Below are 23,783 nucleotides of genomic sequence, written 5' to 3' on the forward strand. Positions count from 1 at the left end.
GGTGCCACGGCGCGGTGTGGGAGGGTTTCACCGATGGACCAGCCAGCCCGCACCCTCGTCGTCTTCCACGCGCACCCCGACGACGAGGCACTGCTCACCGCCGGCACGATGGCGCGGGCCGCCGCCGCGGGTCACCGGGTCGTCCTCGTCGTCGCCACCGACGGCGCGCTCGGCCAGGCCGACGAGTCCACCTTCGGGACGAAGGGGGACGCGCTCGCCGCCACGCGCAGCCAGGAGCTGGCCGCGAGCGCACGCGCGCTGGGCGTCGCCCGCACCGTCGAGCTCGGCCATGCCGACAGCGGCAGCGGCCCCGAGGTGTGGCCTGACCCGCCGGGTGGCCGACGCTTCGTCCGCGTGCCGGTGGACGAGGCAGCCGAGGCGGTCAGCCAGATCCTCGTCGAGGAGCAGGCCGACGTGCTGACGACCTACGACCCCCACGGCGGCTACGGCCACCGTGACCACGTGCGCGTCCACGAGGTCGGAGCCCGGGCCGCCGAGCTGGCCCGCGAGCGCGGTGTCGACGTGCGGGTGCTGTGGGCGACGGTCCCCCGCGACCTCATCTGCCGGGCCATCGACCTCGTGGCCAGGGTCTACCGCTTCCCGCCGGAGTTCGACCGCAGCAGCTTCGACCGGGCCTTCAGCGCCTCGGCCGAGATCACCCACCGCGTCCCGGTGCGGCGCTTCGCCGCGGCCAAGCGCGCGTCGATGCGCGCGCACGCCAGCCAGGCGTCGGCCGCGGGGGGCGACGACCGCACGCTCGGGATGCTCGTGCGCATCCCCCGCCCGCTCTACGACCTCGTCTTCGGCCGGGAGTGGTTCGTCGACCCCGACGCCCCGCCCCGCACGACCGCCACCGACGTCTTCGAGGGGCTGGCATGACGGACGCGCTCACCGAGTCGGACGCCTCCGGCTCCACCCCTCCGACGCGACGGACCTCCCCCTTCGTCCGGGTGCTGCAGGTGACACTCGGGCTGGGGCTTGCCGTCGCCATGCTGTGGTGGGGCCTGCCGCACTTCGCCAAGACGTCGTGGGCCGAGGTGTGGCACGTCCTGCGCACGGTGCCGGCGTGGAAGGCCGCGCTCTTCATGGGCCTCGTCGTCGTCGGGCTGTACTGCTACACCTTCGTGATGACGGGCGCGATGCAGGGGCTGAGCCATCTGCGCGCCCTCATCCTCAACGTCTGCGGATCGTCGGTGTCCAACCTGCTGCCTGGCGGCGGTGCCGTGGGGCTCGCGGCGACCTACTCGATCGCGAAGTCCTGGGGCTTCTCCGCCGCCTCCGTCACGACGATGGCCGTGGTGACCGGCGTGTGGAATGTCCTCGCCCGGGTCGCCCTCCCCATCATCGCCGTGCTCGGGCTCGCCTGGGGTGCCACGGACTTGCCGACGACCATGCGCGAGGCCGCCTGGGCCGCGGTCCTGTCCGGCACGGCGATCGTCGTGGTCTTCGCGCTGGCCGTCGGGACCGACGCGGGAGCCCGCCAGCTCGGCCGGGCCATCGACCGGCTGGTCCGGCTCGTCCGGCGCGGCCACGGTGACACCGTCGAGTCCGGCCTCACCGGGCTGCGAGCCCGCACCGCCGAGACCGTGCGCACCGGCTGGCTGTCGATGACCCTGGGGATGGCCGGCTTCTTCGGTCTCTACTACGTGCTCTTCCTGCTGTGCACGCAGACCACCGGCATCGAGCTGCCCTTCGGCCAGCTCTTCGCGGCCTATGCGATCGGCCGGCTGCTCACCGCCGTCGGCGTCACCCCCGGCGGACTGGGCGTCACCGAGACGGGCACGGCCGCGGCGCTCGTCGCCTGGGGTGCCGACCCGGCGTCGGCGATGGCCGGGGTGGTGCTCTTCTCGATCTTCACGCACTTCATGGAGATCCCGCTGGGCGCGCTCGGCTGGATCGCCTGGAGCCTCATGCCCCGGGCCAGTGCCGAGGAGCGGGCCGCCGCGGAGGCCTGAAGACCGGCACCGGGCTCAGCCGACGAGTCGCCGCACCTGCCGGCTCTGGGCCTGCCGCGCCACCTCGTCGTCGAGCTGCTCCGGCGCGAAGTCGCGTCCGGTCGCCAGCTCGGCCGCCCACCCGATGAGGGTGTCGGCGAGCCGCGGGTTGGCCGGGAGGATCGGGCCGTGCAGGTAGGAGCCGATGACGTGGCCGGTGACGGCGCCCTCGGTGCCGTCGGTGCCGTTGTTGCCCATGCCGTGCCGCACCCGACCGAAGGGGGCCTGGCCCGCCCCGAGCGTCGTCGAGCCCGAGTGGTTCTCGTACCCCACGACGTCACCGTGGTCGGTGGTGAGGACGACCGGCCCGATCATCCTCTTCTCGTTGCCCTGGGTGGTCACGTCGAGGATCCCCAGGCCCGGCAGGCGCTGCCCCTCGACGGTGACGAAGGCATTGCCGAAGAGCTGGTACATGCCGCAGATCATGAGCATCGGGGTGCCGTCGGCGGCCAGCGAGCGCAGCCGCTCGGCGATCCGTTCGAGGTCCTCCTCGACCTTGGCCTGACCCGAGTCCTGCCCACCGCCGCCCACGACGAGGTGGGCCTGCTCGGGGAAGGGCTGGCCGGGGTGGTGCTGGTGGACCACGGGCACGTAGCCGTGCCGTCGGATCCGTGCGGCGAGGCAGCGGGTGTTGCCCAGGTCGCCGTAGATGCTCATCTCGCGCGGGTAGAGGTGCACGAGGTGGATCTCGCCCTTGCCCTCGTGGCCGGGGTCGGCCGGCAGTGCGGACCCGGTCGGCTCACCGAGGATCGGGATGTCGAGGCTGGCGTCACTCATCACTGGGCTCCCTCGGGCGCGTCGACGCCCATCTCCGGCAGGTCGTAGCGCTCACCGAGCATGCGGCGCAGCGCGAGCATCGCCGTGTAGGTGCAGAAGATCCGCTTGGGCTCGTCGCGGTGGTCGGTGAGGAAGCGGTCGAGGGCGGCCGCGAGGTCGACCTCGGTGTCGCCGACGGGCACGTCGTCGTACTGCAGCCGCAGGGCCATGTCCCAGCCACGCACGCCGCTGGTGATGGCAACTCCCTTGTCGCGCAAGGACTCGAAGCTCACGTCGTAGAGCCACGAGACGTCGCGACCGTCGGCGTAGTCGTCGTTGATCGCGACCATCGTGGCGACCGGCGTCGAGCCGTAGGTGCCGAGCGCGACGGTGAAGCCGGCGGGGTTCTTGACCAGGACCAGCTCGAGCGGGGTCCCGTCGGCGTCGACGACCTCACCCCGGCCGAAGGGGGGCGCGACCGTCCGCAGCGCCTGCTCGGCGGCGTCGGTGCGGAAGCCGTCGCCGAGGAGGGCGCGGGCGGTGGCCGTCGCGGCCGTGGCGTTGATCATCGCGGCGAGGCCGCGCTGGCGCAGGGAGACGGGGCCGACGCGGCCCCCTTCGCCCTGCTCGCCGAAGAGCACGCTCAGCTCGTGCTCGTCGACCGGCTGCAGGAGCGCGTCTCGCGGGCCGACCGGCGGCGGGGTGTAGGTCTCGTGGCCGCGGGCGTCGTGCTCCTGCAGCTCGCCGAGCCGGTCGGCGATCGAGGCGTCGAGGCCGAACCACGCGATGTCGAGGCCGCTCACCGTCGTCGCGATGCGGTTGACGAAGGGGTCGTCGCGGTTGAGCACGACGCCCTGCGTCGTCATGCCGGCCAGCTGCGTGAGCAGGCCTGCGGTGTGGTCGATCTCGGCGAAGCGGTCGAGCTGGTCACGCGCGACGTTGAGCAGCAGGGCGTGGGTCGGTGCGACGGCCCGGGCGAAGTGCAGGGCGTGCGCCTCGTCGAGCTCGAGGACGGCGATGTCGGCCTGGAGCCGTCCGCGGTGGAGTCGCTCGGCAAGCAGTGCGGAGATGACGCCACGCGTGAAGTTGCTGCCGGTGGGGTTGGTGAAGACGGTGCGGCCGTGGGCCCGCAGCAGCGCGACGAGCATCTTGGTCGTCGTCGTCTTGCCGTTGGTGCCGGAGACGACGACGATCCCACCCGGGACGTCGCCGAGGGCGTGGGCGAGGAATCCGGGGTCGATCTTCTCGGCCACGAGGCCCGGCAGCGCCGAACCGCCGGAGCCTCCTCCGCGGAGGCGGGCGGCGCGACGGGCGGTCTTGCCGGCGAAGGCGGCGACTGCGGTCTTGAGCACCGACTCACCCTAACGGTGCAGAGGCTCCCGGCCGTGCAGCGAAGTCGCCGCTGCGCGTCTGACCGGAGCGCTCGGCGATGGCGTCCATCACCTCGTCGGTGATCGCGCGCAGCAGCTTGCCCTTGACGTGCTGGGACTCGAGGGCGGCGACGTCTATCGGCGGGGCGAAGCGCACCGTCACGCGGTGCGGGCGGATGCCCCGCGCGTCGACGGGCTGGGCCCGGTCGGTGCCGATGAGGGCGCAGGGGACGACCGGTGCGCCGGAGGCCAGCGCCAGCCGGCCGACACCGGTGCGGCCCTTGTGCAGCTGACCGTCGCGGCTGCGGGTGCCCTCCGGGTAGATGCCGAAGGCCCCGCCGGTCGCGAGGTGCTCCTCGGCGAGCTCGAGCGAGCGCGCTGCGGCGCGGGCGTCGGAGCGGTCGACGGGGATCATCCCGCCGAACTCGCCGAACCACAGCCGGCCCAGCCAGCCCGTGATCCCCGTGCCGGTGACGTACTCGGCCTTGCCGAGGAAGCCGACCTTGCGGCCAGCGGCGAGCGGGATGACCAGCGAGTCGATGAAGCTCAGGTGGTTGCTCGCGATGATCACCGGGCCGGTGGTCGGGACGTGCTCGGCACCCTCGACCCGCAGGCGCACCCACGCCCGCAGCGGTGGCCCCACGACGACCCGCCGCAGGAGCCACTCCAGGACGCGCATCGCCGGGTTGCTGCTCACCCGGCCAGCGTAGGCCAGCGTCACTTCCCCGATTGGCGCGCGTCCGGCCGATGGGCGAGCATGCGCCCATGACGACGCCGCCTCCCCCGCACCCGCCGCAGCAGCCGCACGGCCACCAGCCCCAGGGCCAGTCGCCGCACGGTCAGCAGGTGATGCCGGTGTCCGGTCCGCAGGCGAGCACGATGCAGCCCCCGCCGGGGCACGGAGCGCTGCTGCTCACCCTGCAGGGCAATGCCTTCACCACCGGCCTGACGCCGACGGTGCACATCGACGGCTACCCGGTGCCGGCCGCCTTCGGGCCGAACTTCTACCCGCTTCGTCCCGGGAGGCACCACGTCCACGTGCACGCGCAGTGGTTGCGGCAGTACGGCCAGGCCGACCTGCCCCTCGAGGTCCACGCGGGGCAGACGGTGCCGGGCTTCTACGCGGTGCCGTGGCACCAGTTCACGACCGGGTCGATCGGGCACGTCAAGCAGTCGCGCAAGGGCGTGGCCGTCATGATCGCGATCATCGTCGCGACGGTGGCGATCATCTGCCTCTGCGGCCTCGGCATCGTGCTGGCCTCCGCCTGACGAAGGGGGGTCAGCTCGCGTCGTCGGACTGGGCGACGGTGGCCACCCAGTCGTCCCAGTCGGACTCGATGTCGGCCACGGTCGCGCCGCTGTAGCTCACCCGACCGCCACCGACGTCGCCGGTCACCAGCGAACCGTCGTGGAGGACGTTGACCATCCGGACCTCGGGCTCGCCGTCGGCGCGCGTCAGCCGGGAGACATTGACGAGGTGATGCGTGTCCGTGAGGAAGCTCAGGGCGCTGGTGCCCGCGGCATCGCTGAGCTCCTGCTCGGTGAAGGAGGCCGAGACCTCCGGCGCCGCGAGGTCGCCGGCCCCGTCCGGGAGCTGGTAGCGGCCGAGGTAGACCTCGCGCTCCCGCTCGTCCAGACGCACGAGGGCCAGCAGGTGGAAGCCCTGCGGGGTCATCGTCTCGCGCAGCCAGATGTCGTCCTCCACCGGCCGCAGGATGTACCACGTCTCCCCGTCGGCACCGATCAGGCGGACCGAGAGGTGGATGGCGTTGCGGCGCAAGGTCAGTGCGGCCACGACGGGGGTCTCGAGCGACACCGTGCCGTTGCCCTCGTCGTCGATCTCCATGGGCACCTCCACGAGCCCGAGGTCGGCACCCACCTCGCCGCGGACGGCCCGCGCACGCATCGCGCCGAGCGCTGCGGCCTGCTGCTCGCTCTCGGGAAGTCGCCCGAACCAGATCCCGAAGGGCGCCGCCTCCTGGAGGTCTCGGGTGTAGGCGTAGAGCTCCTCGTCGGCGAGCATGGCGAGGTTGAGGACGGCGTCGCCGGAGGTGCGGTAGTCGTCGACGACGAGGCGCACGGCCTCGGCACCGTCGGCCAGGTCGGTCGTGGTGTCGGCAGGTTGGGTCATGAGGACATCCTCGCGTCAGATCGTCGGCAGCGGCGAACGGGGTGGGTTGCCGGTCAGGGCCAGGGCAGGGGGTTGAGGTTGGCCAACGTGTCACCAGCGTCCTTGACGGCGTCCACACCGTTGTCCCACAGCTCCTTGGGAGAGGGCCCCGGGAGGTCGAAGTTCTCGTTGGGCAGCAGGTCCGCCATGTAGAAGGGAGCCATCACCGGGTTCATCGCGCTCATGAGCGCGACCCGCCCCCCGGTGACGAACTCGGTGGGCACCCCGAGCTTGTCGGCGATCCAGCCGTCCATCTTCGGCATGTACTCGTGGCGCAGCTGCTCGACGGCGATCGCGGCCGAGATGAGCGTGCCCCAGCCGGGCACGAAGCCGGCGATCATGCTCGCGGTGCCAAGGACCCCCTTGTTCCACAGCTCGGCCGGGTTGACCTCGCCGTTCCACAAGTCGACGACGAGATCCTTCATGTCCCAGGCCCAGAAGAAGACGCCCGCACCCGGGATGATCTTGCCGAAGACCTTGCCGAACTTGGCCAGGAACTTGCCGACCGGGGCGAGCTTCTCGCCCCACTTCAGCAGCTTGGGGAAGGTCTCGTCGAACCACTTCCCTGCCTTGGCGACCAGGTCGTCGGTCCACTTCTTGAAGTCGTCGGCCACCTTGCGCAGGCCCTCGACGATGTCCTTGAGGATCAGCGGGATGCCGAGCGGCGTCCAGATGTTGTCCTTGACCCAGTCGACGGCACCGGAGAAGGCATCCCAGAGACCCTTGAGAGCGTTGCCGATGCCCTTGACGATGCGGTCGAGCAGCGACTGGCCCTCACCGCTCTTGCCCGGGGGAACGACCGGGACGCCGGTGCGGCCGCCGACACCGTCGGACGCCTTCTCCTGGTCATTGGCCTGGCGGGCCAGCTCGCGCCCGAAGTTGCGCAGCGCCTGACCGGCGTGGTCCAGCTGCGGCATGGCGCTGTCCCACCCGTCCTCGAACTTCTCGAGGTCGGGTCCGGACCAGGCTCCCTCGAGAACGCCGATCTGACCCTCGCCGCTCGAGCGCACGTCATCGATCTTCGTGCTCTGACTCAGCAGCTGCTGAGCGATCGAACGCACACGTTCGACGTCCATGCCATCGGTGACGGTCACTGGGCCCGGCCTTCCTCACGAGTTCAACGGATGAGGACGAACCTACGAGCAGCACACGTGTCCGCACCATGGGGAGCGCTCCCCTAGGGTGCCTCCATGACCTCCGGAGGCATGCTGCAGGGCCAGATCGTCATCCACATCACGGGTGCCATGACGACCGCCGAGGTGCAGTCGCGCATCGACGGCACACGGGTCGAGCTCCTCCTGCCCGCCACCGCGGTCCCCGTGGCGGCCGGTCGGCACGAGGTCGAGGTCGAGGGCCTGCAGGGCTTCGTCACCCCCTTCGGCGAGACCCGCATGACCGTGGACGTACCCGCCGGCGGTCGCGTCGACATCTACTACGCGCTCCCCCGCACGACGCTGTCCGCCGGTCGGCTCGGCACGAGCCCGCAGGCCAGGTCGTGGGGCGCCGACTGGCGCAACATCGCGATCACCTTCGGCGGCACGCTGCTGCTGTGCTGCCTGTGCGGTGGTGGCGTGGCCCTGTGGGAGGCGCTGCGCGGCTGACGGTGGGCGGTCACTCCCACTCGATGGTGCCCGGCGGCTTGCTCGTCACGTCGAGCACGACCCGGTTGACCTCTTCGACCTCGTTGGTGATGCGCGTGGAGATCTGCGCGAGCACGTCACCGGGCACGCGGGTCCAGTCGGCGGTCATCGCGTCCTCGGACGACACCGGGCGCAAGACGATCGGGTGGCCGTAGGTGCGGCCGTCGCCCTGGACTCCCACCGAGCGGACGTCGGCGAGCAGGACGACCGGGCACTGCCAGATCTCCTTGTCGAGGCCGGCCGCGGTCAGCTCCTCGCGGGCGATGGCGTCGGCGCGGCGCAGGATGTCGAGGTTGTGCTCGGTGACCTCGCCGATGATCCGGATGCCCAGACCCGGCCCGGGGAAGGGCTGACGGTCGACGATCGGGTCGGGGACGCCGAGCTCGCGCCCGACCTGCCGGACCTCGTCCTTGAAGAGCGCGCGCAGCGGCTCGATGAGCTTGAACTGCAGGTCGTCGGGAAGACCGCCGACGTTGTGGTGCGACTTGATGTTGGCCGCGCCGGTGCCGCCGCCGGACTCGACGACGTCGGGGTAGAGCGTGCCCTGGACGAGCCACTTCACGGGGTGGCCGGACTCGTCGCCCTCGCCGACGACGTCGCGGGCAGCCTGCTCGAAGACGCGGATGAACTCGCGACCGATGATCTTGCGCTTCTCCTCGGGGTCGGTGACCCCGGCGAGGGCACCGAGGAAGCGCTCCTTGGCGTCGACGACGACGAGCTTGACCCCGGTCGCGGCGACGAACTCCTCCTCGACCTGCTCGGCCTCGCCCTGCCGCAGCAGGCCGTGGTCGACGAAGACGCAGGTCAGCTGCTCGCCGACGGCGCGCTGCACGAGCGCCGCCGCGACCGAGGAGTCGACCCCGCCGGAGAGGGCGCAGAGCACGCGGTCCTCGCCGACGGTCTCTCGGATGAGCTCGACCTGCTCGTCGATGACATTGTCGGCGGTCCAGTCGGGGCTCAGCCCGGCGCCACGGACGAGGAAGTTCTCGAGGACGGGCTGGCCGAAGGTCGAGTGCAGCACCTCGGGGTGCCACTGCACCCCGTAGAGACGCCGCTCATCGTCCTCGAAGGCCGCAACCGGCGCTCCGGAGGTGCTCGCGGTGACCCGCATGCCCTCGGGCGCCTCGGTGACCGAGTCGCCGTGGCTCATCCACACCGACTGCTCGGCGGGCTGGCCGTTGAAGAGCGTGGACTCGCGGTCGCTCACCTGCGCGCGGGTCGAGCCGTACTCGCGCAGACCGGTCCGCTCGACGGTGCCGCCGAGCGCCTGGACCATCGCCTGGAAGCCGTAGCACATGCCGAAGACCGGGACCCCGGCCTCGAGCAGCGTCACGTCGAGCGAGGGGGCGTCCTCGGCGTAGACCGACGAGGGGCCGCCGGAGAGGATCACCGCGGCCGGCTCCTTGGCGAGGATCTCGGCCACGGGCATCGTGTGCGGCACGACCTCGCTGTAGATCTTCGCCTCACGCACGCGACGTGCGATGAGTTGGGCGTACTGGGCGCCGTAGTCGACGACGAGGACCGGAGAGGTCTTGAGCGATTCCGTCACCCGCACAGGCTACCGGGGCGAGGGCGCTCCCCCTTCGTCGCCTCAGGTGGTGAGCGGGGTGACCTCGCGGACGACGCGGCGCTCCTCGACGAAGGCGAGGAAGGGGATGCACGCGAGCAGCAGGATGACGATCATCCGGCCCACGGACCAGCCGACCTTGAAGCCGAGGTTGGCCGTCGCGACGGCGAAGACTATGAAGATCAGTCCGTGCACCGGCGACCACCACGAGAGCACGTCGTTGTCCATGCCGTACTTGAGGACCATCTCGACGATGAGGACGAACATCGCCAGACCGGCGACGATCGCCGTCCCGCGGAAGAAGGTCAGGGCCGTCGCGATCGCTCTCGGGTCCGCGGTGGGACCTGCCTTGGTCTCGTGGCTGCTCACGTCGACTCCTCCAACTCCCGGGCGGGTTCGTCCGCCTCGTCCTGGCGCGCCGCCTGGCGCACGATCTTCAACCACATCCACACCGCGAAGGCCGCGAAGAGCCACCACTGGAAGGCGTACATCACGTTGCGGAACTGCAGCGAGGTGTCCGGCAGCGGTGGCGGCACCCGCTCCAGACCGTCGGCCTGCGCGGCGCCGTCCTCGGTGACGGCGAAGGCGAAGCCGTTGTACATCTCGCCCGACCACTCGTTGACCAGCTGGGCGATGTCGACCGAGGCCAGCTGACCGTCCTCGACGCCACCGGTCTCGTCCGGCGCCTCCGGGGGAGCCAACGACCCGACGAGCTCGGTGGTTCCCTGCGGGGCCGAAGGGGGGTCCTCCCCTTCGGGGACGAAGCCGCGGACGACGGCGAGGTTGGCGCCGGTGCCGTCCACGACGAAGCGGTCGAGGACCCACTCGACGTGCTGCCCCTTGTAGCGCCGGTCCACGACGACGAGGGGGGCACCGACGTAGCGACCGGTCGCGGTCACCCGCTGGCCCGACCCGTCGTCGGGGAAGGACTCGTGCGGGGCCATGACCTCGGCCAGCGGCCGCACCGGCTGCTCCTGCACCTCACGGACCGCGTCGGCCCGGGCCACGTCGTGCGCCACGGACCACTGCCAGCGACCCGCGATGATGCCGAGGACCACGAGCACCAGGGCCACCACGAGCAGCCCCAGATAGCGGGGGCGAAGGGCGGTCCGGAGCACCCGCTCAGGCTACGTGAGCGCTTTGGATGCCCCGCTCACGCACCCCGCACCCCGGTGGCTGAGGTGCGAGGCCGCTCGCGGCCGAGCCTCGAAGCCCCGCTCACGCACCCCGCACGGCCGGCATGGGCAAGGACACCTTGGAGCTCGTGTGGGTGAACTCGCGCACCGCCGGGGACTGCGCGGGCACCGGTTCGAGGCGCCGGTAGGCGTCGCCCTGAGCGGGGCGCCCATCGGCGTCACCGGCGTTGGGCCACAGCGAGAAGGCGCGCTCGGCCTGCGCGGTGATCGTCAGTGAGGGGTTGACCCCGAGGTTGGCAGAGACGGCCGAGCCGTCGACGACGCTGATGCCCGGGTGGCCCCACAGACGGTGGTAGGGGTCGATGACGCCGGTGGCCGGGGAGTCGGCGATCGGGGCGCCGCCGAGGAAGTGCGCGGTGAGCGGGATGTCGAAGGCCTCGCTCCACGTGCCGCCGGGGTAGAAGGGGCGCCCGATCCGCTCGGCCAGCTTGGTGGCCAGGACCCGGATGCCCTCGTGCCCGGCCGCGATGTAGGTCGGGTTCTCCTCACCGTGGCCCTGCGTCGAGGTCAACCGCCGGCGCCGACCCGGTCCCGTCGTCAGAGAGGTCGTCAGCGAGTTGTCGAGCGACTGCATGACCAGGCCGATGACCGTGCTGTCGGCGAAGTGCGTGCCCGGCGGGAACCACGCCTTGAGCGCCGGCAGCTGGCGCGGCAGCTCGGCGAGCAGCTTGGCCCAGCGCGGGGCGTGACCGGTGCGCGGGGGCGCGAGCAGAGTCGTGAGCAAACCCATCGCGTCGGAGCCGTGGCCGTAGCGCACGTTTTCGATGTGCGTGTCTGCGTCGGGGTGGAAGGAGGAGGTGATGGCCACGCCCTTCGTCAGGTCGTGCTCTCCCTCCGGCGGGCTGTCGGCGAGCGCCCCGACGAGCGCCTCGGAGTTGGTCCGGGTCAGCTGCCCGAGGAAGTCGCTGATCGCCGGCAGCTCGCCGTCGGCCTTCATCTCGTGGAGGAGGGTCTGCGTGCCCCAGGTGCCGGCCGCGACGACGACCTTGCTGGCCGTCGTGACGCGGGCGCTCTTGTCCCCCAACGCATCGGTCGCCTCATGGCGCACCCGGTAGACCTCGTCGGGGCCCTCGGTGCCGGGGACCACGCCGACGCGGGTGACGGTCCGCATCGGGACGATCTGCACACCGAGCCCCTCGGCGAGCGCCAGGTAGTTCTTCATCAGGGTGTTCTTGGCGCCGACGCGGCAGCCGACCATGCAGTTGCCGCACTCGGTGCACGTCGTGCGCGCGGGGCCGGCCCCACCGAAGTAGGGGTCGGCGACGTCCTTGCCCTGCTGCTCGCGCGAGTCGTCGTCACCGAAGAGCACGCCGACCGGCGTCTTGCGGAAGGTCTCGGCCACGCCCATCTGGGCGGCCGCGTCGCGCATGGCGTCCTCGACGACCCCCTCGCAGGGGTTGGTGACGACGCCGAGCATCGTGCTCGCCATGTCGTAGTGCGGCAGGAGCTCGGCCTGCCAGTCGGTGATGTGCCCCCACTGCCGGTCGCGGAAGAAGACCTCCGGCGGGACGTAGAGGGTGTTGGCGTAGTTGAGCGACCCGCCACCCACACCCGCTCCGGCGAGGATCATCACGTCCTTGAGCATGTGGATGCGCTGGATGCCGTAACAGCCGGCCTTGGGCGCCCACAGGAAGTTCTTCAGGTCCCAGCTGGTCTCGGCGAAGTCCTCGTCGGCGAAGCGGCGCCCGGCCTCGAGGATGGTCACCCGGTAGCCCTTCTCCGCCAGGCGAAGGGCGGCGACCGAGCCTCCGAAGCCGGAGCCGATGACCAGGACGTCGGTGTCGGTGGTCACGTCCGGGGTCACTTCATCCCTGCCATCTTCATCAGCTTCAGGCCAGCGGTGAGGGCCTTGGAGTAGGTCTTGTCGCTCAGCCCGAAGGCGGGTGCGATCGGCACGAGGTACTGGGCGGCGACGGTCTGCGCCTCGGTGTACTTGAGGATGCCCTCGGCCCCGTGGCGGCGGCCCATGCCGGAGTCCTTCATGCCGCCCATCGGGGCCCCCATGGACCCCCAGGCGGCGGCGTAGCACTCGTTGATGTTGACCGTGCCGGACTTGATGCGCGCGGCGATGCGTCGCCCGCGGGCGACGTCGGTGGTCCAGACCGAGGAGTTGAGCCCGTAGCTGGTGTCGTTGGCCAGCCGGACCGCGTCGTCGTCGTCGGCGACCCGGTAGATGGCCACGAGCGGCCCGAAGGTCTCGTCGTCGCGGCACTCCATCGCGGCGCTGACCCCCTCGATGACGGTCGGCTCGTAGACATAGGGCCCGATGTCGGGGCGGTGCTTGCCGCCGGTGAGGACCGTGGCCCCCTTGGCGACGGCGTCCTCGACGTGGCGGGTGACGGTGTCGAGCTGGGCCTGGTTGACCAGCGAGCCCATGTCGTAGCCGTACTCGAGCTCGGTGCCGAGGGTCATCGCGTCGACGGCGGCCACGAAGCGCGGGATGAACTCGTCGGCGATCGCCTCGTGGACGAGGACCCGCTCGGTCGAGATGCACAGCTGGCCCGCGCTGGAGAAGCAGGCGCGCACCGCACCCTCGACCGCGCGGCCGAGGTCGGCGTCGTCGGCGATGTAGACGGAGTTCTTGCCGCCGAGCTCGAGGCTGAAGGAGACGAGACGCTCGGCAGCGGACACCGCGACCCGGCGGCCGGTCGGGGTCGAGCCGGTGTAGCAGACGTAGTCGGTGGTGTCGACGACCGCCTGACCTGCCTCGGCCCCCGAGCCGAGGACGACCTGCAGGACCCCCTCGGGCAGCCCGGCCTCGGCGAGCAGCTCGATCCCGGCGAGCGCGGTCACCGAGCCCTGCTGGTCGGGGCGCAGCACGACCGCGTTGCCGGCCATGAGGGCGGGCAGCGCGTCGGTGATCGCCAGGCTCAGCGGGTAGTTCCACGGCGAGACGATGCCGACGACGCCCTTGGGGTGGTGCTGCACACGGGTCTGGGTCAGCACCGGGAAGGCTCCGGCGACCTTGCGCGGGCGCAGGTGGGCCTCGGCGGTCCGGCCGTAGTAGCGCGCGGCGAGGGCGGTGTCGAGGACCTCCTCGAAGGCCTGCTTGCGCACCTTGCCGGACTCGATCTGGACGAGGTCGAGCAGCTCGACCTGCTTGGCCAGGACGAGGTCGTGGAAGCGCAGCAGGACCCGGCGACGCTCCTCGAAGGACGTGGCCGCCCACCGCGGCTGGGCCGCCCGGGCCGCGCTCACCGCGCGGGCGACGTCCTGCGCGCTCGACTGCGGCAGCGCCGCGATCGGCCCGCCGGTCAGCGGGGAGGTGCGGGTGAAGGTCTCGGCCGTCGGAGAGGCGACCACCCGGCTGGACAGACGTCGGGCACGCCCCGGGTCGACCGCATAGGTGGCGGTGGGGTCGAGGTCAGGGTCAGCGATGATCTCCGAGGTCATTACCCCAAGGTAACCGTGCAGCCGGGGGCCCGCCAGAGTGCGCGACGTGATGCGCGCGACGCGGCCGACTCTGGCCCCTGAGGAGAGGCTCCGGCCCCTGAGAAGACGGGGAACCCGGCCTTGGCGCTGCGGGTGAGCCGCGGCCGAGCCCGGCCGCATCTGTGTCACACAGGCGGCACCTGTGTGACCGCATGGAGTGACACGGGCGGGCGGACCGTCACACGGAAGGGGGCGTCACCGCGGCGCCGCCCGGCGCGGATGGCCCTGCCTCCCGACCATCAGTGCCTCGAAGGGCGCACGACCTCAAGGACATGTGAACCGAGGCCGCACGCGACTCCCTTCGAGACGCTCGCTGCGCAAGCTCCTCAGGGAGCGTCAGACCACCCCGGTCAGCTCGGCTGGTGGGGCGCGACGACGACCTCGATGCGCTGCAGCTCCTTGACCTCGGTGTAGCCGGTGGTGGCCATGGCCCGGCGCAGGGCGCCGATGAGGTTGGTCGTGCCGTCGGCGACCCGGCTGGGGCCGAAGAGGACCTCCTGGAGCGGGGCGACCGAGCCGACCTCGACCCGCGCGCCACGAGGCAGCTCGGGGTGGTGCGCCTCGGCCCCCCAGTGGAATCCGCGCCCGGGTGCATCGGTGGCTCGGGCGAGGGCGGCACCGAGCATGACCGCGTCGGCACCGCAGGCGATCGCCTTGACGATGTCGCCGCTCGTGCCCAGCCCGCCGTCGGCGATGACGTGGACGTAGCGACCACCGGACTCGTCGAGGTAGTCACGGCGGGCCGCCGCGACGTCGGCGACCGCACTGGCCATCGGGGCGTGGATGCCGAGCGCCTGCCGGGTCGTGTGCGCCGCTCCCCCGCCGAAGCCGACGAGGACGCCCGCGGCACCGGTGCGCATCAGGTGCAGGGCTGCGGTGTAGCTCGCGGCGCCACCGACGATCACCGGCACGTCGAGCTCGTAGATGAACCGCTTGAGGTTGAGCGGCTCGCTGCGGCTGCTCACGTGCTCTGCGGAGACGGTCGTGCCGCGGATGACGAAGAGGTCGACCCCGGCGTCGACGACGGTCTTCCAGTGCTGCTGGGTGTTCTGCGGGCTGAGGGCACCGGCGACGGTGACCCCCGCGGCGCGCAGCTGGCGCAGCCGCTCGGTGATCAGCTCCGGCTGGATCGGGGCGGCGTAGATCTCCTGCATGCGCGCGGTCGCCAGGGCGGGGTCGAGGGAGGCGATCTCCGCCAGGAGCGGCTCGGGGTCGCTGTAGCGCGTCCACAGCCCCTCGAGGTCGAGCACCGGCAGCCCCCCGGCCTCGCCGAAGGCGATCGCCGTCGTCGGCGACATCACCGAGTCCATCGGCGCGGCGATGACCGGCATCTCGAAGTGGTAGGCGTCGATCTGCCAGTCCAGGGAGACCTCCTCGGGGTCGCGCGTACGCCGACTCGGCAGCACCGCGATGTCGTCGAAGGAGTAGGCCCTGCGGCCCCGCTTGCCTCGGCCGATCTCGATCTCGTTCACCCGCCCACCCTAATTGGCTTGGCCCCGGACCCACGAGGGCGCATATTTACTTGGCCGACGCATACATCTATCCGCGTGTGGCCCCGGCTGGCGACGAGGCCGCCGCCTCCCCCCTTCGCACCCCCGACAGGAGACCTCTGTGTCTGTACCTGCGCACGACCCCTCACTCCCACAGGAGTACCCGGACAAGATCGACGCCGCCGTGCTCAAGATCGCCGGGGTCGTCGTCCTCGGCTCGATCATGTCGATCCTCGACATCACGGTCGTCAACGTCGCCCTGCCCCACTTCCAGACCGACCTGGCCACCGGTCCCGAGCCGCTGCACTACTCCACCGTCGCGTGGACGGTCACCGCCTACACGCTCGCCCTGGCCACGGTCATCCCGCTCACGGGGTGGGCCGCCGACCGCTTCGGCACCAAGCGCCTGTACCTCATGGCCATCGCCTTCTTCGTCGCCGGCTCGGTGCTGTGCGCCTTCGCCCCGTCGATCGGCATGCTCATCGGCGCCCGAGTCGTCCAGGGCCTGGGCGGCGGCATGCTCATGCCGCTCGGCATGACGATCATGACCCGCGCAGCGGGCCCGGACCGCATCGGTCGCCTCATGGCGATCCTCGGCATCCCCATGCTCCTCGGCCCGATCGGTGGCCCGATCCTCGGCGGCTGGCTCATCGACAACGCGCACTGGCTCGGCCGCCCGAGCTGGACGTGGATCTTCCTGATCAACCTGCCGCTCGGCCTCATCGCACTGGCCTACGCCGCGGTCGTCCTGCCCAAGGACCACACCGAGCCCACCGAGTCCCTCGACGTCGTCGGCCTGCTCCTGATGTCCCCGGGCCTGGCCCTCTTCCTCTACGGCGTCTCCTCGATCCCCGAGGAGGGCACGGTCAACTCGCCCAAGGTCTACGGCACGGCGCTGGCCGGGCTCGTCCTCATCCTCGCCTTCGCCTGGTGGTCGATGCGGCCCAAGCACCCGCTGCTCGACCTGCGCCTGCTCGCCAACCGGCAGTTCTCGGTCGCCGCGCTGACGATGTTCCTCTTCGCGGCAGCCTTCTTCGGCGGCCTGCTTCTCATGCCGACCTACTTCCAGCAGGTGCGCGGCGAGAGCACGACGATGGCCGGCGTGCTGATGATCCCGCAGGGTCTCGGCGCACTCGTCACCATGCCCATCGCCGGCATGCTCGTCGACAAGTACCCCGTCGGTCGGATCGTCCCGGTCGGCATCGCCCTGATCACCGGCGGCATGTTCGCCTTCACCCAGCTCTCGGCGGACTCGAGCTACTGGGGCTTCGTCATCCCGGCGCTCTTCGTCATGGGTCTGGGCATGGGCGCGACGATGATGCCGCTCATGACCAGCTCGCTCAAGGCGCTCACCGCGCACCAGGTGGCCCGCGGCTCGACCCTGCTCAACATCACCCAGCAGGTCGCCAGCTCCTTCGGCGTCGCCATCGCGTCGGTCGTGCTGACCCGCGGCTTCGAGGACCGCCCGCTCATCGGTCAGGCCCAGCAGTTCGGCGAGGAGAGCGCCAAGGCCACCGACCCGGGCGCGATGCAGGAGCTGCTCGCGAAGTTCCCCGAGGTCGCGCAGATCATGGCCCAGTACGCCTCCGACCCGCAGGCCGGTGCCGCGGCGCTGATGCAGGCCGTGCGCGTCGACATGGCCGAGGCCTTCGCCGCGACCTACTGGGTCTCCGCCTTCATGTGCCTCGCGACCCTCATCGTGGCGGCCTTCCTGCCGCGCAAGCGGGAGGAGAGCCACCTGCTCGACGAGGAGCCGGGCGAGAGCGCCCCGGTCCTCGTGCACTGACGAGACCCACGAGCGAAGGGGGGTGGTTCGGCCGACCGGACCACCCCCCTTCGTCGTGCCCTGGTGCCTTGTGACGACGACACGCAACCGGACACGGCGGCCGCACGTCTGCACGGGTGAGGCGGCCACAGGGGGCCACCTCGGAGCCGGGGACCGCCCGGCCCCACCCGATCACCAGGGGAGATCAGCAATGAAGCACGTGCGCACCACCACCACGACCGCCATCACGCTCGCGCTCGCCGCCACCGGCTTCGCCGGATCGGCGCAGGCCGCCGGCTCGGGCGGGTCCGCGGGCCCCAATGCCTGCGAGGGCAAGGGCAGCGGCTGCGTCATCGTCAGCCGGGCCGACGTCGACGGCGACGGGCGCTCCGACTCCGTCGCGCAGACGCACTGGGGTGCCACCGCCGAGGGCGGGGACAAGATCACCACCCGCGTGCACACCGCCGACGGCGAGCGGCTCCAGGTCGTCACCGACACCCAGCGCAGGATGGGCCGCGATGCCTTCTTCGGGGCCGCGAAGATCGACGGCGAGGCCGGCTACGAGCTCGTCACCAAGACCGACCTCGGCGCCCACACCGCCTACTCGCAGGTCCTCACCTATCGCGACGGACGGCTGACCACGCTCAAGGACCCGCGCTCCCGGTACCGCTGGGTCACCGACGGCTCGGTGTGGTCCTCGGTGGGCTACAAGCGGACGACGACGAGCACCGGCGCGGTCAAGGTCATCGCGTCCGAGGCCGCCCGCCCCGCCAACGGCGGCGCCTTCCGCCAGACCCTCTACTCCGCGGAGTGGAAGAACGGCGGCTGGCAGCGTCTGGGCCTGCTCACCCGCACGGTCAGCGCCTCCACGGCCGGCGAGTGGAGCGGCTGGAACATCCCCTACCTGCCGAGCGGCATCTGACCGTCGTCGCGGTCGTCGGGGGACGGCCGGCGAGCACACGACGACCAGGGCCCCGGAATCCACACGGGGCCCCGGTCGTTAGGCACGATGGAGACACCCACGAGGGAAGGAACCCCCGAATGCGCAAGCTCAAGAACGCCGCCGTCATCATCACCGCCGCCGAGGCCGCCCGTCAGTGGGCGCACAACAACCCCGAGCAGGCCGCCAAGTTCATCGACACGGCCACCGGCTTCGTCGACAGCCGCACGAAGGGGAAGTACACCTCCCGGATCGCCGGCTTCTCCTCCATGGCGAAGAAGAACCTCACCGGCACAGACACGGTGCGCGGCTCGACCGTCCACGACCAGGCGCCGCCGAAGCCGCAGGGCTCGAAGCCCACCTTCCCCGACGGCCGACTCTGAGCTACACCTCGGTGGCCTCGAGGACGCGCAGCACGTTGCCGTGCGCGAGTGCCTCGAGGTCGCCGCGGCTCCAGCCCCGCTCCCCCAGCGCAGCGAGCAGGCGCGGATAGCTCGCGACGTCCTCGAGCCCGACGGGCGTCTCGTCGACGCCGTCGTAGTCGGCCCCGATGCCCACGTGCTCGACGCCGACGACCTCCCGCAGGTGCTCGAAGTGCGCGACGACGTGCTCGAGGGTCGCCACCGGGTCGGGCACGACGTCGGTGCGGCCGAGGACCTCGTCGGCGCGGGCCTGGTTGACGAACTTCGGCACGACATTGGCCATGACGATGCCGCCGTTGCCCGGGATGCGCTCGAGCACGTCGTCGGGGACATTGCGCGGGTGGTCACAGATCGCGCGGGCTCCCGAGTGGCTGAAGAGCACCGGCAGGCGGGTCGCGTCGAGCGCGTCGTGCATCGTCTCGGCGCTCACGTGGGACAGGTCGACCATGACCCCCAGGCGGTTCATCTCCGCGACGATCTCGCGCCCGACGTCGGTCAGCCCGCCGTGCACCCGCTCGTCGGTCGCCGAGTCCGCCCACGGCGTGTTGTCGTTGTGCGTGAGCGTCATGTAGCGCGCACCGCGGTCGGCGAAGTTGGCGAGGTGCTGGAGCGAGCCGTTGATGCTGTGCCCACCCTCCATGCCGACGAGCGCCGCGTGCTTGCCCTCCGCCCATGCGGCGCGGACCTCGGCGACCGTGCGGGCCGGCACCATCTCGTCGTAGCGGCGGCACATCGCCTCGACGAAGTCGATCTGCTGGTGCGTCGCGACGACCGCGTCCTCACCCTCCATCGAGCACGGCACCCACACCGACCACAGCTGGGCGGCCAGACCCCCTTCGCGCATCCGCGGCAGGTCCGTGTGCAGGTGCGGCTGCGGTCGGGCGATGTCGCACGCGTCGAGGTCGTAGCCAGCCACCTCGCGGTGGTGCCAGGGCAGGTCGTTGTGGCCGTCGAGGACCGGAATCGGTGCGCTGGTCGTCATCACCCCAGTCAACCAGTCACCCGGGCCACCGGGTGCATGCTGGTGCCATGCGCCCCGGAGCCCACAACGCCATCACCGACGTGCCCGGCGTGCGCGTCGGCCACGCCACCCGTGACGAGCCCGGCTGGCTGACCGGCACGACGGTGGTCGTGCCGCCGCTCGGCACCACGGGTGGGGTCGACGTGCGCGGTGGCGGTCCGGGCACCCGCGAGACCGACCTGCTCGACCCTCGCAACCTCGTCGACGCCGTCGACGCCGTCGTCCTCTCGGGGGGCAGCGCCTACGGCCTGTCCGCCGCGGACGGTGTGGTCGCCGCACTCGCCGACGAGGGCCGCGGCTGGCCGATCGGCCCCGGGCCCGGCGAGGTCGTGCCGATCGTGCCCGCGGCGATCCTCTTCGACCTCGGGCGCGCCGGCGCCTGGCGCCACCATCCCGGACCGGCCGAGGGGCGCGCGGCCTACCTGGCGGCGAGCGACGGCCCGGTGGACGAAGGGAGTGTCGGCGCCGGCACCGGAGCCCGTGCCGGGGGCCTGCGCGGCGGCATCGGGTCGGCGAGCCTCGTCCTGTCGTCGGGCGCGACGGTCGGCGCTCTCGTCGCGGTCAACGCCGTCGGCTCACCCCTCTCCCCCGACGGCCGGCTGCTCGCCGAGCGCCTGCTCGCGCCGGGCGAGGTCGACGTGCCCGAGCCGGATCCCGTTGCGGTGCAAGCTCACTGGGAGCGCCAGGAGGCCGAGGCGCAGGCTCTGCGCGCGGGGACCGCCACGACGCTCGCGGTCGTCGCGACAGATGCCCGGCTCGACAAGGCCGGCTGTTCGAAGCTCGCGGGCGTCGCCCACGACGGCTTCGCCCGGGCCCTGTCCCCCGTGCACACGGCCTTCGACGGCGACACGGTCTTCGCGCTGTCGACACCGGGCGGGGTGACGCCGACTCCCTTCGACGTGGTGGAGCTGCAGACCGCGGCAGCCGACTGCGTGAGCCGGGCCATCGCCCGGGCGGTGCTGGCTGCCGGATCCGTCGACCGCAGCGAGGACGGTGGGGCCGTGCTGCCGGGTTACCGGGCGACGCTCAGTCGGAGGTGACGAAGGTCAGGTCGACGTCGCCGCTGGGGCCGTCGCCACTCGAGCCGTCGGAGATGTGGTGGTGCGCCTCGTGGCGGATGACCCAAACACACAGGGCGACGAGGGGGAAGCTGATCAGGGCGACACCGAGCGCCTCGTCGCGCATGACGAGGCCGGTGATGCCGGTGACCGTCAGGATCACGATCCCGACGAAGGCCGTGACCATGTGGAACCCCGCGAGGTCGCTGCGGGTCTCGCGGGTGCGCAACCAGCGGTGCCGCAGCAGCCCGGCAGTCCAGGAGAGCAGCCACCCGATCGGCAGCAGGACCAGGGAGAGCATGGCCCACTCGGGGGCGATCGTGTCCTGCAGCTTGCTCAGGACGACGCCGAGCACGACGAGGGCGGGCAACCAGGCGATGAGGCAGATGCCGCCGATCGTGCCCAGCAGGTCGAGGCCCCGGCCGCTGCCACGGGTCGACGTCGGGATCCCCGGCCCGACCTCACGACGACGCAGCGCGGCGGCACGCAGCTCGTCTTCGGTGGGCTCAGGCCGCTGACGGGCCGGTGCGCTGGCGTCACGCCGCCCCGCCTGGCGGGTGCGGGCCCCCTCGTCGGCCGCGACCCGCTCGGCGAATCGCTCCCGCTCGTGCGGCGGTGACCACCGGTCGATCCGCAGCTCGTTGCCGAAGACGTCGACGTGCACGCGCTCGTCCTTGAGCTGTCGCCACGTGTCCCGGACGTAGAAGACGAGCGCCGCACCGCCGAAGAGCACGAACCACGCGAGGAAGGTCGGCACGTGCGCGTCGGGCTCGGTCTGCCCCTCGACGAGCATGCGGGTGAGCATGGTCATGGCGAAGGACAGGACCGCCATGAGCAGGAGCACGACGGGCAGGCCGACGACGATCATCAGCCACCACATCGGCCCCAGGGCCTTGGGCTCGACGTGCTGCTCCCCCCGCGCAGACATGGTCAGCCCAGGCTGTAGTTGGGCGCCTCGACGATGCCCTGGATGTCGTGGGGGTGGCTCTCCTTGAGGGAGGCGGAAGTGATCCGGACGAACTTCCCCTTCGCCTGCAGCTCGGGGATGGTGCCGGCGCCGACGTAGAACATCGACTGCCGCAGGCCGCCGACCATCTGGTGCGCGACCTGGGCGAGGGTGCCGCGGTAGGCGACCCGACCCTCGATGCCCTCGGGCACGAGCTGGTCGTCGCTCGTGACCTCGGCCTGGAAGTAGCGGTCCTTGCTGAAGGACTTCTTGCCGCGGCTGCTCATCGCGCCGAGGCTGCCCATGCCGCGGTAGGCCTTGAACTGCTTACCGTTGACGAAGATCAGCTCGCCGGGGCTCTCCTCGCAGCCGGCGAGGAGCGAGCCGACCATGACCGTGTCGGCGCCGGCGACGATCGCCTTGGCGATGTCACCGGAGTACTGCAGGCCGCCGTCGGCGATGACGGGGATCCCGGCGGGCTTGGCCGCGAGCGAGGCGTCGTGGACCGCGGTGATCTGCGGGGCGCCGACGCCGGTCACGATGCGGGTGGTGCAGATCGAGCCCGGCCCGACGCCGACCTTGATCCCATCGACGCCGGCGTCGATGAAGGCCTGGGCCCCCTCGCGGGTCGCGACGTTGCCACCGATGACCTGCACGTGCCGGGTGGCGGGGTCGCACTTGAGCCGCTCGACCATCTCGAGGAGCAGCTTGACGTGACCGTGCGCGGTGTCGGCGACGAGCACGTCGACACCGGCGTCGATGAGCGTGGTCGCCCGCTCCCACGCGTCGCCGAAGTAGCCGATGGCGGCACCGACGAGCAGGCGGCCCTGCGCGTCCTTGCTCGCATTGGGGAACTGCTCGCTCTTGACGAAGTCCTTGACGGTGATCAGACCAGCAAGCCGACCCTGGTCGTCGACGATCGGCAGGCGCTCGCGCTTGTGCTGGCGCAGCAGCAGGGTGGCGTCCTCCTGGGAGATGCCGACCGGGGCGGTGATGAGCGGCATCGGCGTCATGACGTCGCGCACGAGGGTCGTGGCCCACTCGGCGACCGGGGTGAAGCGCAGGTCGCGGTTGGTGATGATGCCGATGAGCACGTCGGACTCGTCGACGACGGGAAGCCCGGAGACGCGGTACTCGCCGCAGCGCTGGTCGAGGTCGTCGAGCGTCGCGTCGGGCCCGATGACGACGGGGTTGGTGATCATGCCCGTCTGGGTCCGCTTGACGAGGTCGACCTGGTAGGCCTGGTCCTCGATGGACAGGTTGCGGTGCAGGACACCGATGCCGCCCTGTCGGGCCATGGCGATCGCCATCCGCGACTCGGTGACGGTGTCCATCGCCGCGGAGATGAGCGGCGTCTTGAGGCTGATCTCGCGGGTCAGCCGACTCGTGGTGTCGAGGTCGCCGGGCGCCAGTTCGCTGTAGCCCGGCAGCAGCAGGACGTCGTCGTAGGTCAGGCCCACCTTGGCGAAGGGGTCGGGGGCCGCGCCCCCGGTGTGGTCACGGGCGGTCGGGTCACCGAAATCCATCTCCCTATCCTAAGCCACCCCGAACGCGCCTCCGGACCTGACCAATCCCTGACCAACAGGCTCAACTTCGGGGCAAACCCATACCTTTTCGTCGACCTCTGTTTGCGCCGATCTTCTTAGGTTGGCAGAGAAATCACGGGGGTGCTCGACCTCCACAGCACCCTGAGCACGGAGGTAGACAGATGGCACAGGCAGACAAGGCGCCCGGTCCGGTCGCGGACCTGTGGGAGTGGCAGTTCGAGGGCGCGTGCCGCGAGACGGGCAGCGAGTCCTTCTACCACCCCGACGGTGAGCGCGGCGCGGCCCGTCGCCTCCGTGACGCGGCCGCCAAGGAGATCTGCACCGGCTGCCCCGTGATGCTCGCCTGCCGCGAGCACGCCCTCGCCATCCGTGAGCCCTTCGGCGTCTGGGGCGGCATGACCGAGGACGAGCGTCAGGTCGCCCTCGCCGAGCGCGACATCGCCGCCGCCGGCATCGCCGGCTGAGCGAC

General features: G+C 71.5%; 23 protein-coding genes. 9 read left to right on the plus strand and 14 right to left on the minus strand.

The window, feature by feature from the left end; translation table 11 throughout:
• The first annotated feature begins 33 nt into the window (after positions 1-33).
• Together NYE39_RS07025 and NYE39_RS07030 are read left to right on the plus strand one after the other, a co-directional pair.
• Positions 34-879 (plus strand): PIG-L deacetylase family protein, encoded by an 846-nt coding sequence (locus NYE39_RS07025; RefSeq protein WP_341012245.1) that lies wholly within the window; start codon positions 34-36, stop codon positions 877-879.
• Positions 876-1,955 (plus strand): lysylphosphatidylglycerol synthase transmembrane domain-containing protein, encoded by a 1,080-nt coding sequence (locus NYE39_RS07030; protein WP_341012246.1) that lies wholly within the window; start codon positions 876-878, stop codon positions 1,953-1,955. The genes NYE39_RS07025 and NYE39_RS07030 overlap by 4 nt, the downstream gene beginning before the upstream one ends.
• Positions 1,956-1,970: 15 nt before the next feature.
• Here the strand turns inward: NYE39_RS07030 and NYE39_RS07035 are convergent, their stop codons facing one another.
• Genes NYE39_RS07035 through NYE39_RS07045 form a run of 3 tightly spaced genes read right to left on the minus strand, consistent with a single transcriptional unit; the run spans position 1,971 to position 4,817 of the window.
• On the minus strand, positions 1,971-2,771 hold the full coding sequence (locus tag NYE39_RS07035) for a type 1 glutamine amidotransferase (RefSeq protein ID WP_083546156.1): 801 nt from the start codon (positions 2,769-2,771) through the stop codon (positions 1,971-1,973).
• Positions 2,771-4,102 (minus strand): MurT ligase domain-containing protein, encoded by a 1,332-nt coding sequence (locus tag NYE39_RS07040; protein WP_341012247.1) that lies wholly within the window; start codon positions 4,100-4,102, stop codon positions 2,771-2,773. Before NYE39_RS07040 ends, NYE39_RS07035 begins: the two co-directional genes overlap by 1 nt.
• A 4-nt stretch (positions 4,103-4,106) precedes the next feature.
• Positions 4,107-4,817: a lysophospholipid acyltransferase family protein gene (locus NYE39_RS07045; RefSeq protein WP_341012248.1), complete on the minus strand. Its 711-nt coding sequence runs from the start codon at positions 4,815-4,817 to the stop codon at positions 4,107-4,109.
• A gap of 68 nt (positions 4,818-4,885) precedes the next feature.
• Here NYE39_RS07045 and NYE39_RS07050 point away from each other — a divergent pair, with 68 nt between their 5' ends.
• Entirely contained in the window at positions 4,886-5,389 is a 504-nt protein-coding gene (locus tag NYE39_RS07050; protein WP_341012249.1) for a hypothetical protein, read from the plus strand.
• Positions 5,390-5,399: 10 nt separating this feature from the next.
• Here NYE39_RS07050 and NYE39_RS07055 read toward each other — a convergent pair whose 3' ends face one another.
• Together NYE39_RS07055 and NYE39_RS07060 are read right to left on the minus strand one after the other, a co-directional pair.
• Entirely contained in the window at positions 5,400-6,251 is an 852-nt protein-coding gene (locus NYE39_RS07055; protein ID WP_341012250.1) for a hypothetical protein, read from the minus strand.
• Between the two features lie 53 nt (positions 6,252-6,304).
• Positions 6,305-7,366: a WXG100 family type VII secretion target gene (locus NYE39_RS07060; protein WP_341012251.1), complete on the minus strand. Its 1,062-nt coding sequence runs from the start codon at positions 7,364-7,366 to the stop codon at positions 6,305-6,307.
• Positions 7,367-7,480: 114 nt separating this feature from the next.
• On the opposite strand from NYE39_RS07060, the gene NYE39_RS07065 reads away from it, so the two are divergent.
• Positions 7,481-7,891 (plus strand): hypothetical protein, encoded by a 411-nt coding sequence (locus tag NYE39_RS07065; RefSeq protein WP_125932852.1) that lies wholly within the window; start codon positions 7,481-7,483, stop codon positions 7,889-7,891.
• A 10-nt stretch (positions 7,892-7,901) separates the two neighbouring features.
• Here the strand turns inward: NYE39_RS07065 and guaA are convergent, their stop codons facing one another.
• From guaA to NYE39_RS07095, 6 genes are all read right to left on the minus strand, one after another.
• Positions 7,902-9,479 (minus strand): glutamine-hydrolyzing GMP synthase, encoded by a 1,578-nt coding sequence (gene guaA, locus NYE39_RS07070; RefSeq protein ID WP_192910702.1) that lies wholly within the window; start codon positions 9,477-9,479, stop codon positions 7,902-7,904.
• Between the two features lie 42 nt (positions 9,480-9,521).
• Complete coding sequence (locus tag NYE39_RS07075) at positions 9,522-9,866, minus strand: DUF3817 domain-containing protein (RefSeq protein WP_072625299.1); 345 nt, start codon at positions 9,864-9,866, stop codon at positions 9,522-9,524.
• Positions 9,863-10,615 carry an SURF1 family protein gene (locus NYE39_RS07080; protein WP_072625300.1) on the minus strand — a complete coding sequence of 251 codons (753 nt, stop codon included), beginning with the start codon at positions 10,613-10,615 and terminating at the stop codon, positions 9,863-9,865. Before NYE39_RS07080 ends, NYE39_RS07075 begins: the two co-directional genes overlap by 4 nt.
• Positions 10,616-10,715: 100 nt before the next feature.
• Positions 10,716-12,485, minus strand: coding sequence for an FAD-dependent oxidoreductase (locus tag NYE39_RS07085; protein ID WP_072625301.1), 1,770 nt, complete (start codon positions 12,483-12,485; stop codon positions 10,716-10,718).
• 8 nt (positions 12,486-12,493) lie between these two features.
• Positions 12,494-14,086, minus strand: coding sequence for a succinic semialdehyde dehydrogenase (locus NYE39_RS07090; RefSeq protein WP_072625302.1), 1,593 nt, complete (start codon positions 14,084-14,086; stop codon positions 12,494-12,496).
• A 389-nt stretch (positions 14,087-14,475) separates the two neighbouring features.
• A complete protein-coding gene (locus NYE39_RS07095) occupies positions 14,476-15,597 on the minus strand; it encodes a GuaB3 family IMP dehydrogenase-related protein (protein ID WP_341012252.1) in 1,122 nt (373 codons plus the stop codon).
• A gap of 139 nt (positions 15,598-15,736) precedes the next feature.
• Between NYE39_RS07095 and NYE39_RS07100 the strand changes: the two genes are divergently transcribed.
• The 3 genes from NYE39_RS07100 to NYE39_RS07110 all read left to right on the plus strand — a co-directional run bounded on the left by NYE39_RS07100 (position 15,737) and on the right by NYE39_RS07110 (position 18,703).
• Complete coding sequence (locus NYE39_RS07100) at positions 15,737-17,401, plus strand: DHA2 family efflux MFS transporter permease subunit (protein WP_341012253.1); 1,665 nt, start codon at positions 15,737-15,739, stop codon at positions 17,399-17,401.
• Between the two features lie 199 nt (positions 17,402-17,600).
• Complete coding sequence (locus NYE39_RS07105; protein ID WP_341012254.1) at positions 17,601-18,302, plus strand: hypothetical protein; 702 nt, start codon at positions 17,601-17,603, stop codon at positions 18,300-18,302.
• A gap of 119 nt (positions 18,303-18,421) precedes the next feature.
• Positions 18,422-18,703 (plus strand): antitoxin, encoded by a 282-nt coding sequence (locus NYE39_RS07110; RefSeq protein WP_072625306.1) that lies wholly within the window; start codon positions 18,422-18,424, stop codon positions 18,701-18,703.
• 1 nt (position 18,704) lies between these two features.
• On the opposite strand, the gene NYE39_RS07115 is transcribed toward NYE39_RS07110, so the two are convergent.
• Positions 18,705-19,724, minus strand: a complete 1,020-nt coding sequence (locus NYE39_RS07115) for a dipeptidase (RefSeq protein ID WP_185220711.1) — start codon at positions 19,722-19,724, stop codon at positions 18,705-18,707.
• A gap of 47 nt (positions 19,725-19,771) precedes the next feature.
• Here NYE39_RS07115 and NYE39_RS07120 point away from each other — a divergent pair, with 47 nt between their 5' ends.
• A complete protein-coding gene (locus NYE39_RS07120) occupies positions 19,772-20,803 on the plus strand; it encodes a P1 family peptidase (protein ID WP_341012255.1) in 1,032 nt (343 codons plus the stop codon).
• Here NYE39_RS07120 and NYE39_RS07125 read toward each other — a convergent pair.
• Both NYE39_RS07125 and guaB read right to left on the minus strand, forming a co-directional pair.
• Positions 20,790-21,749 (minus strand): hypothetical protein, encoded by a 960-nt coding sequence (locus NYE39_RS07125; protein WP_185220713.1) that lies wholly within the window; start codon positions 21,747-21,749, stop codon positions 20,790-20,792. The genes NYE39_RS07120 and NYE39_RS07125 overlap by 14 nt on opposite strands.
• 2 nt (positions 21,750-21,751) lie before the next feature.
• Complete coding sequence (gene guaB, locus NYE39_RS07130) at positions 21,752-23,293, minus strand: IMP dehydrogenase (protein ID WP_341012257.1); 1,542 nt, start codon at positions 23,291-23,293, stop codon at positions 21,752-21,754.
• 182 nt (positions 23,294-23,475) lie between these two features.
• On the opposite strand from guaB, the gene NYE39_RS07135 reads away from it, so the two are divergent.
• A complete protein-coding gene (locus tag NYE39_RS07135) occupies positions 23,476-23,778 on the plus strand; it encodes a WhiB family transcriptional regulator (protein ID WP_084450215.1) in 303 nt (100 codons plus the stop codon).
• Positions 23,779-23,783 lie beyond the last annotated feature (5 nt).

Source organism: Janibacter sp. FSL W8-0316, from assembly GCF_038004165.1.
GTDB classification, from domain to species: domain Bacteria; phylum Actinomycetota; class Actinomycetes; order Actinomycetales; family Dermatophilaceae; genus Janibacter; species Janibacter indicus.

Bases quoted from the DNA above. Each gene is read 5' to 3' on its own strand.
- NYE39_RS07035 (WP_083546156.1), bottom strand. From the start codon at position 2,771: ATGAGTGACGCCAGCCTCGACATCCCGATCCTCGGTGAGCCGACCGGG.
- guaB (WP_341012257.1), bottom strand. From the start codon at position 23,293: ATGGATTTCGGTGACCCGACCGCCCGTGACCACACCGGGGGCGCGGCC.
- NYE39_RS07115 (WP_185220711.1), bottom strand. From the start codon at position 19,724: ATGACGACCAGCGCACCGATTCCGGTCCTCGACGGCCACAACGACCTG.
- NYE39_RS07030 (WP_341012246.1), top strand. From the start codon at position 876: ATGACGGACGCGCTCACCGAGTCGGACGCCTCCGGCTCCACCCCTCCG.
- NYE39_RS07050 (WP_341012249.1), top strand. From the start codon at position 4,886: ATGACGACGCCGCCTCCCCCGCACCCGCCGCAGCAGCCGCACGGCCAC.
- NYE39_RS07135 (WP_084450215.1), top strand. From the start codon at position 23,476: ATGGCACAGGCAGACAAGGCGCCCGGTCCGGTCGCGGACCTGTGGGAG.
- NYE39_RS07060 (WP_341012251.1), bottom strand. From the start codon at position 7,366: ATGGACGTCGAACGTGTGCGTTCGATCGCTCAGCAGCTGCTGAGTCAG.
- NYE39_RS07125 (WP_185220713.1), bottom strand. From the start codon at position 21,749: ATGTCTGCGCGGGGGGAGCAGCACGTCGAGCCCAAGGCCCTGGGGCCG.
- NYE39_RS07090 (WP_072625302.1), bottom strand. From the start codon at position 14,086: ATGACCTCGGAGATCATCGCTGACCCTGACCTCGACCCCACCGCCACC.
- NYE39_RS07025 (WP_341012245.1), top strand. From the start codon at position 34: ATGGACCAGCCAGCCCGCACCCTCGTCGTCTTCCACGCGCACCCCGAC.
- NYE39_RS07120 (WP_341012255.1), top strand. From the start codon at position 19,772: ATGCGCCCCGGAGCCCACAACGCCATCACCGACGTGCCCGGCGTGCGC.
- NYE39_RS07055 (WP_341012250.1), bottom strand. From the start codon at position 6,251: ATGACCCAACCTGCCGACACCACGACCGACCTGGCCGACGGTGCCGAG.
- NYE39_RS07110 (WP_072625306.1), top strand. From the start codon at position 18,422: ATGCGCAAGCTCAAGAACGCCGCCGTCATCATCACCGCCGCCGAGGCC.
- NYE39_RS07065 (WP_125932852.1), top strand. From the start codon at position 7,481: ATGACCTCCGGAGGCATGCTGCAGGGCCAGATCGTCATCCACATCACG.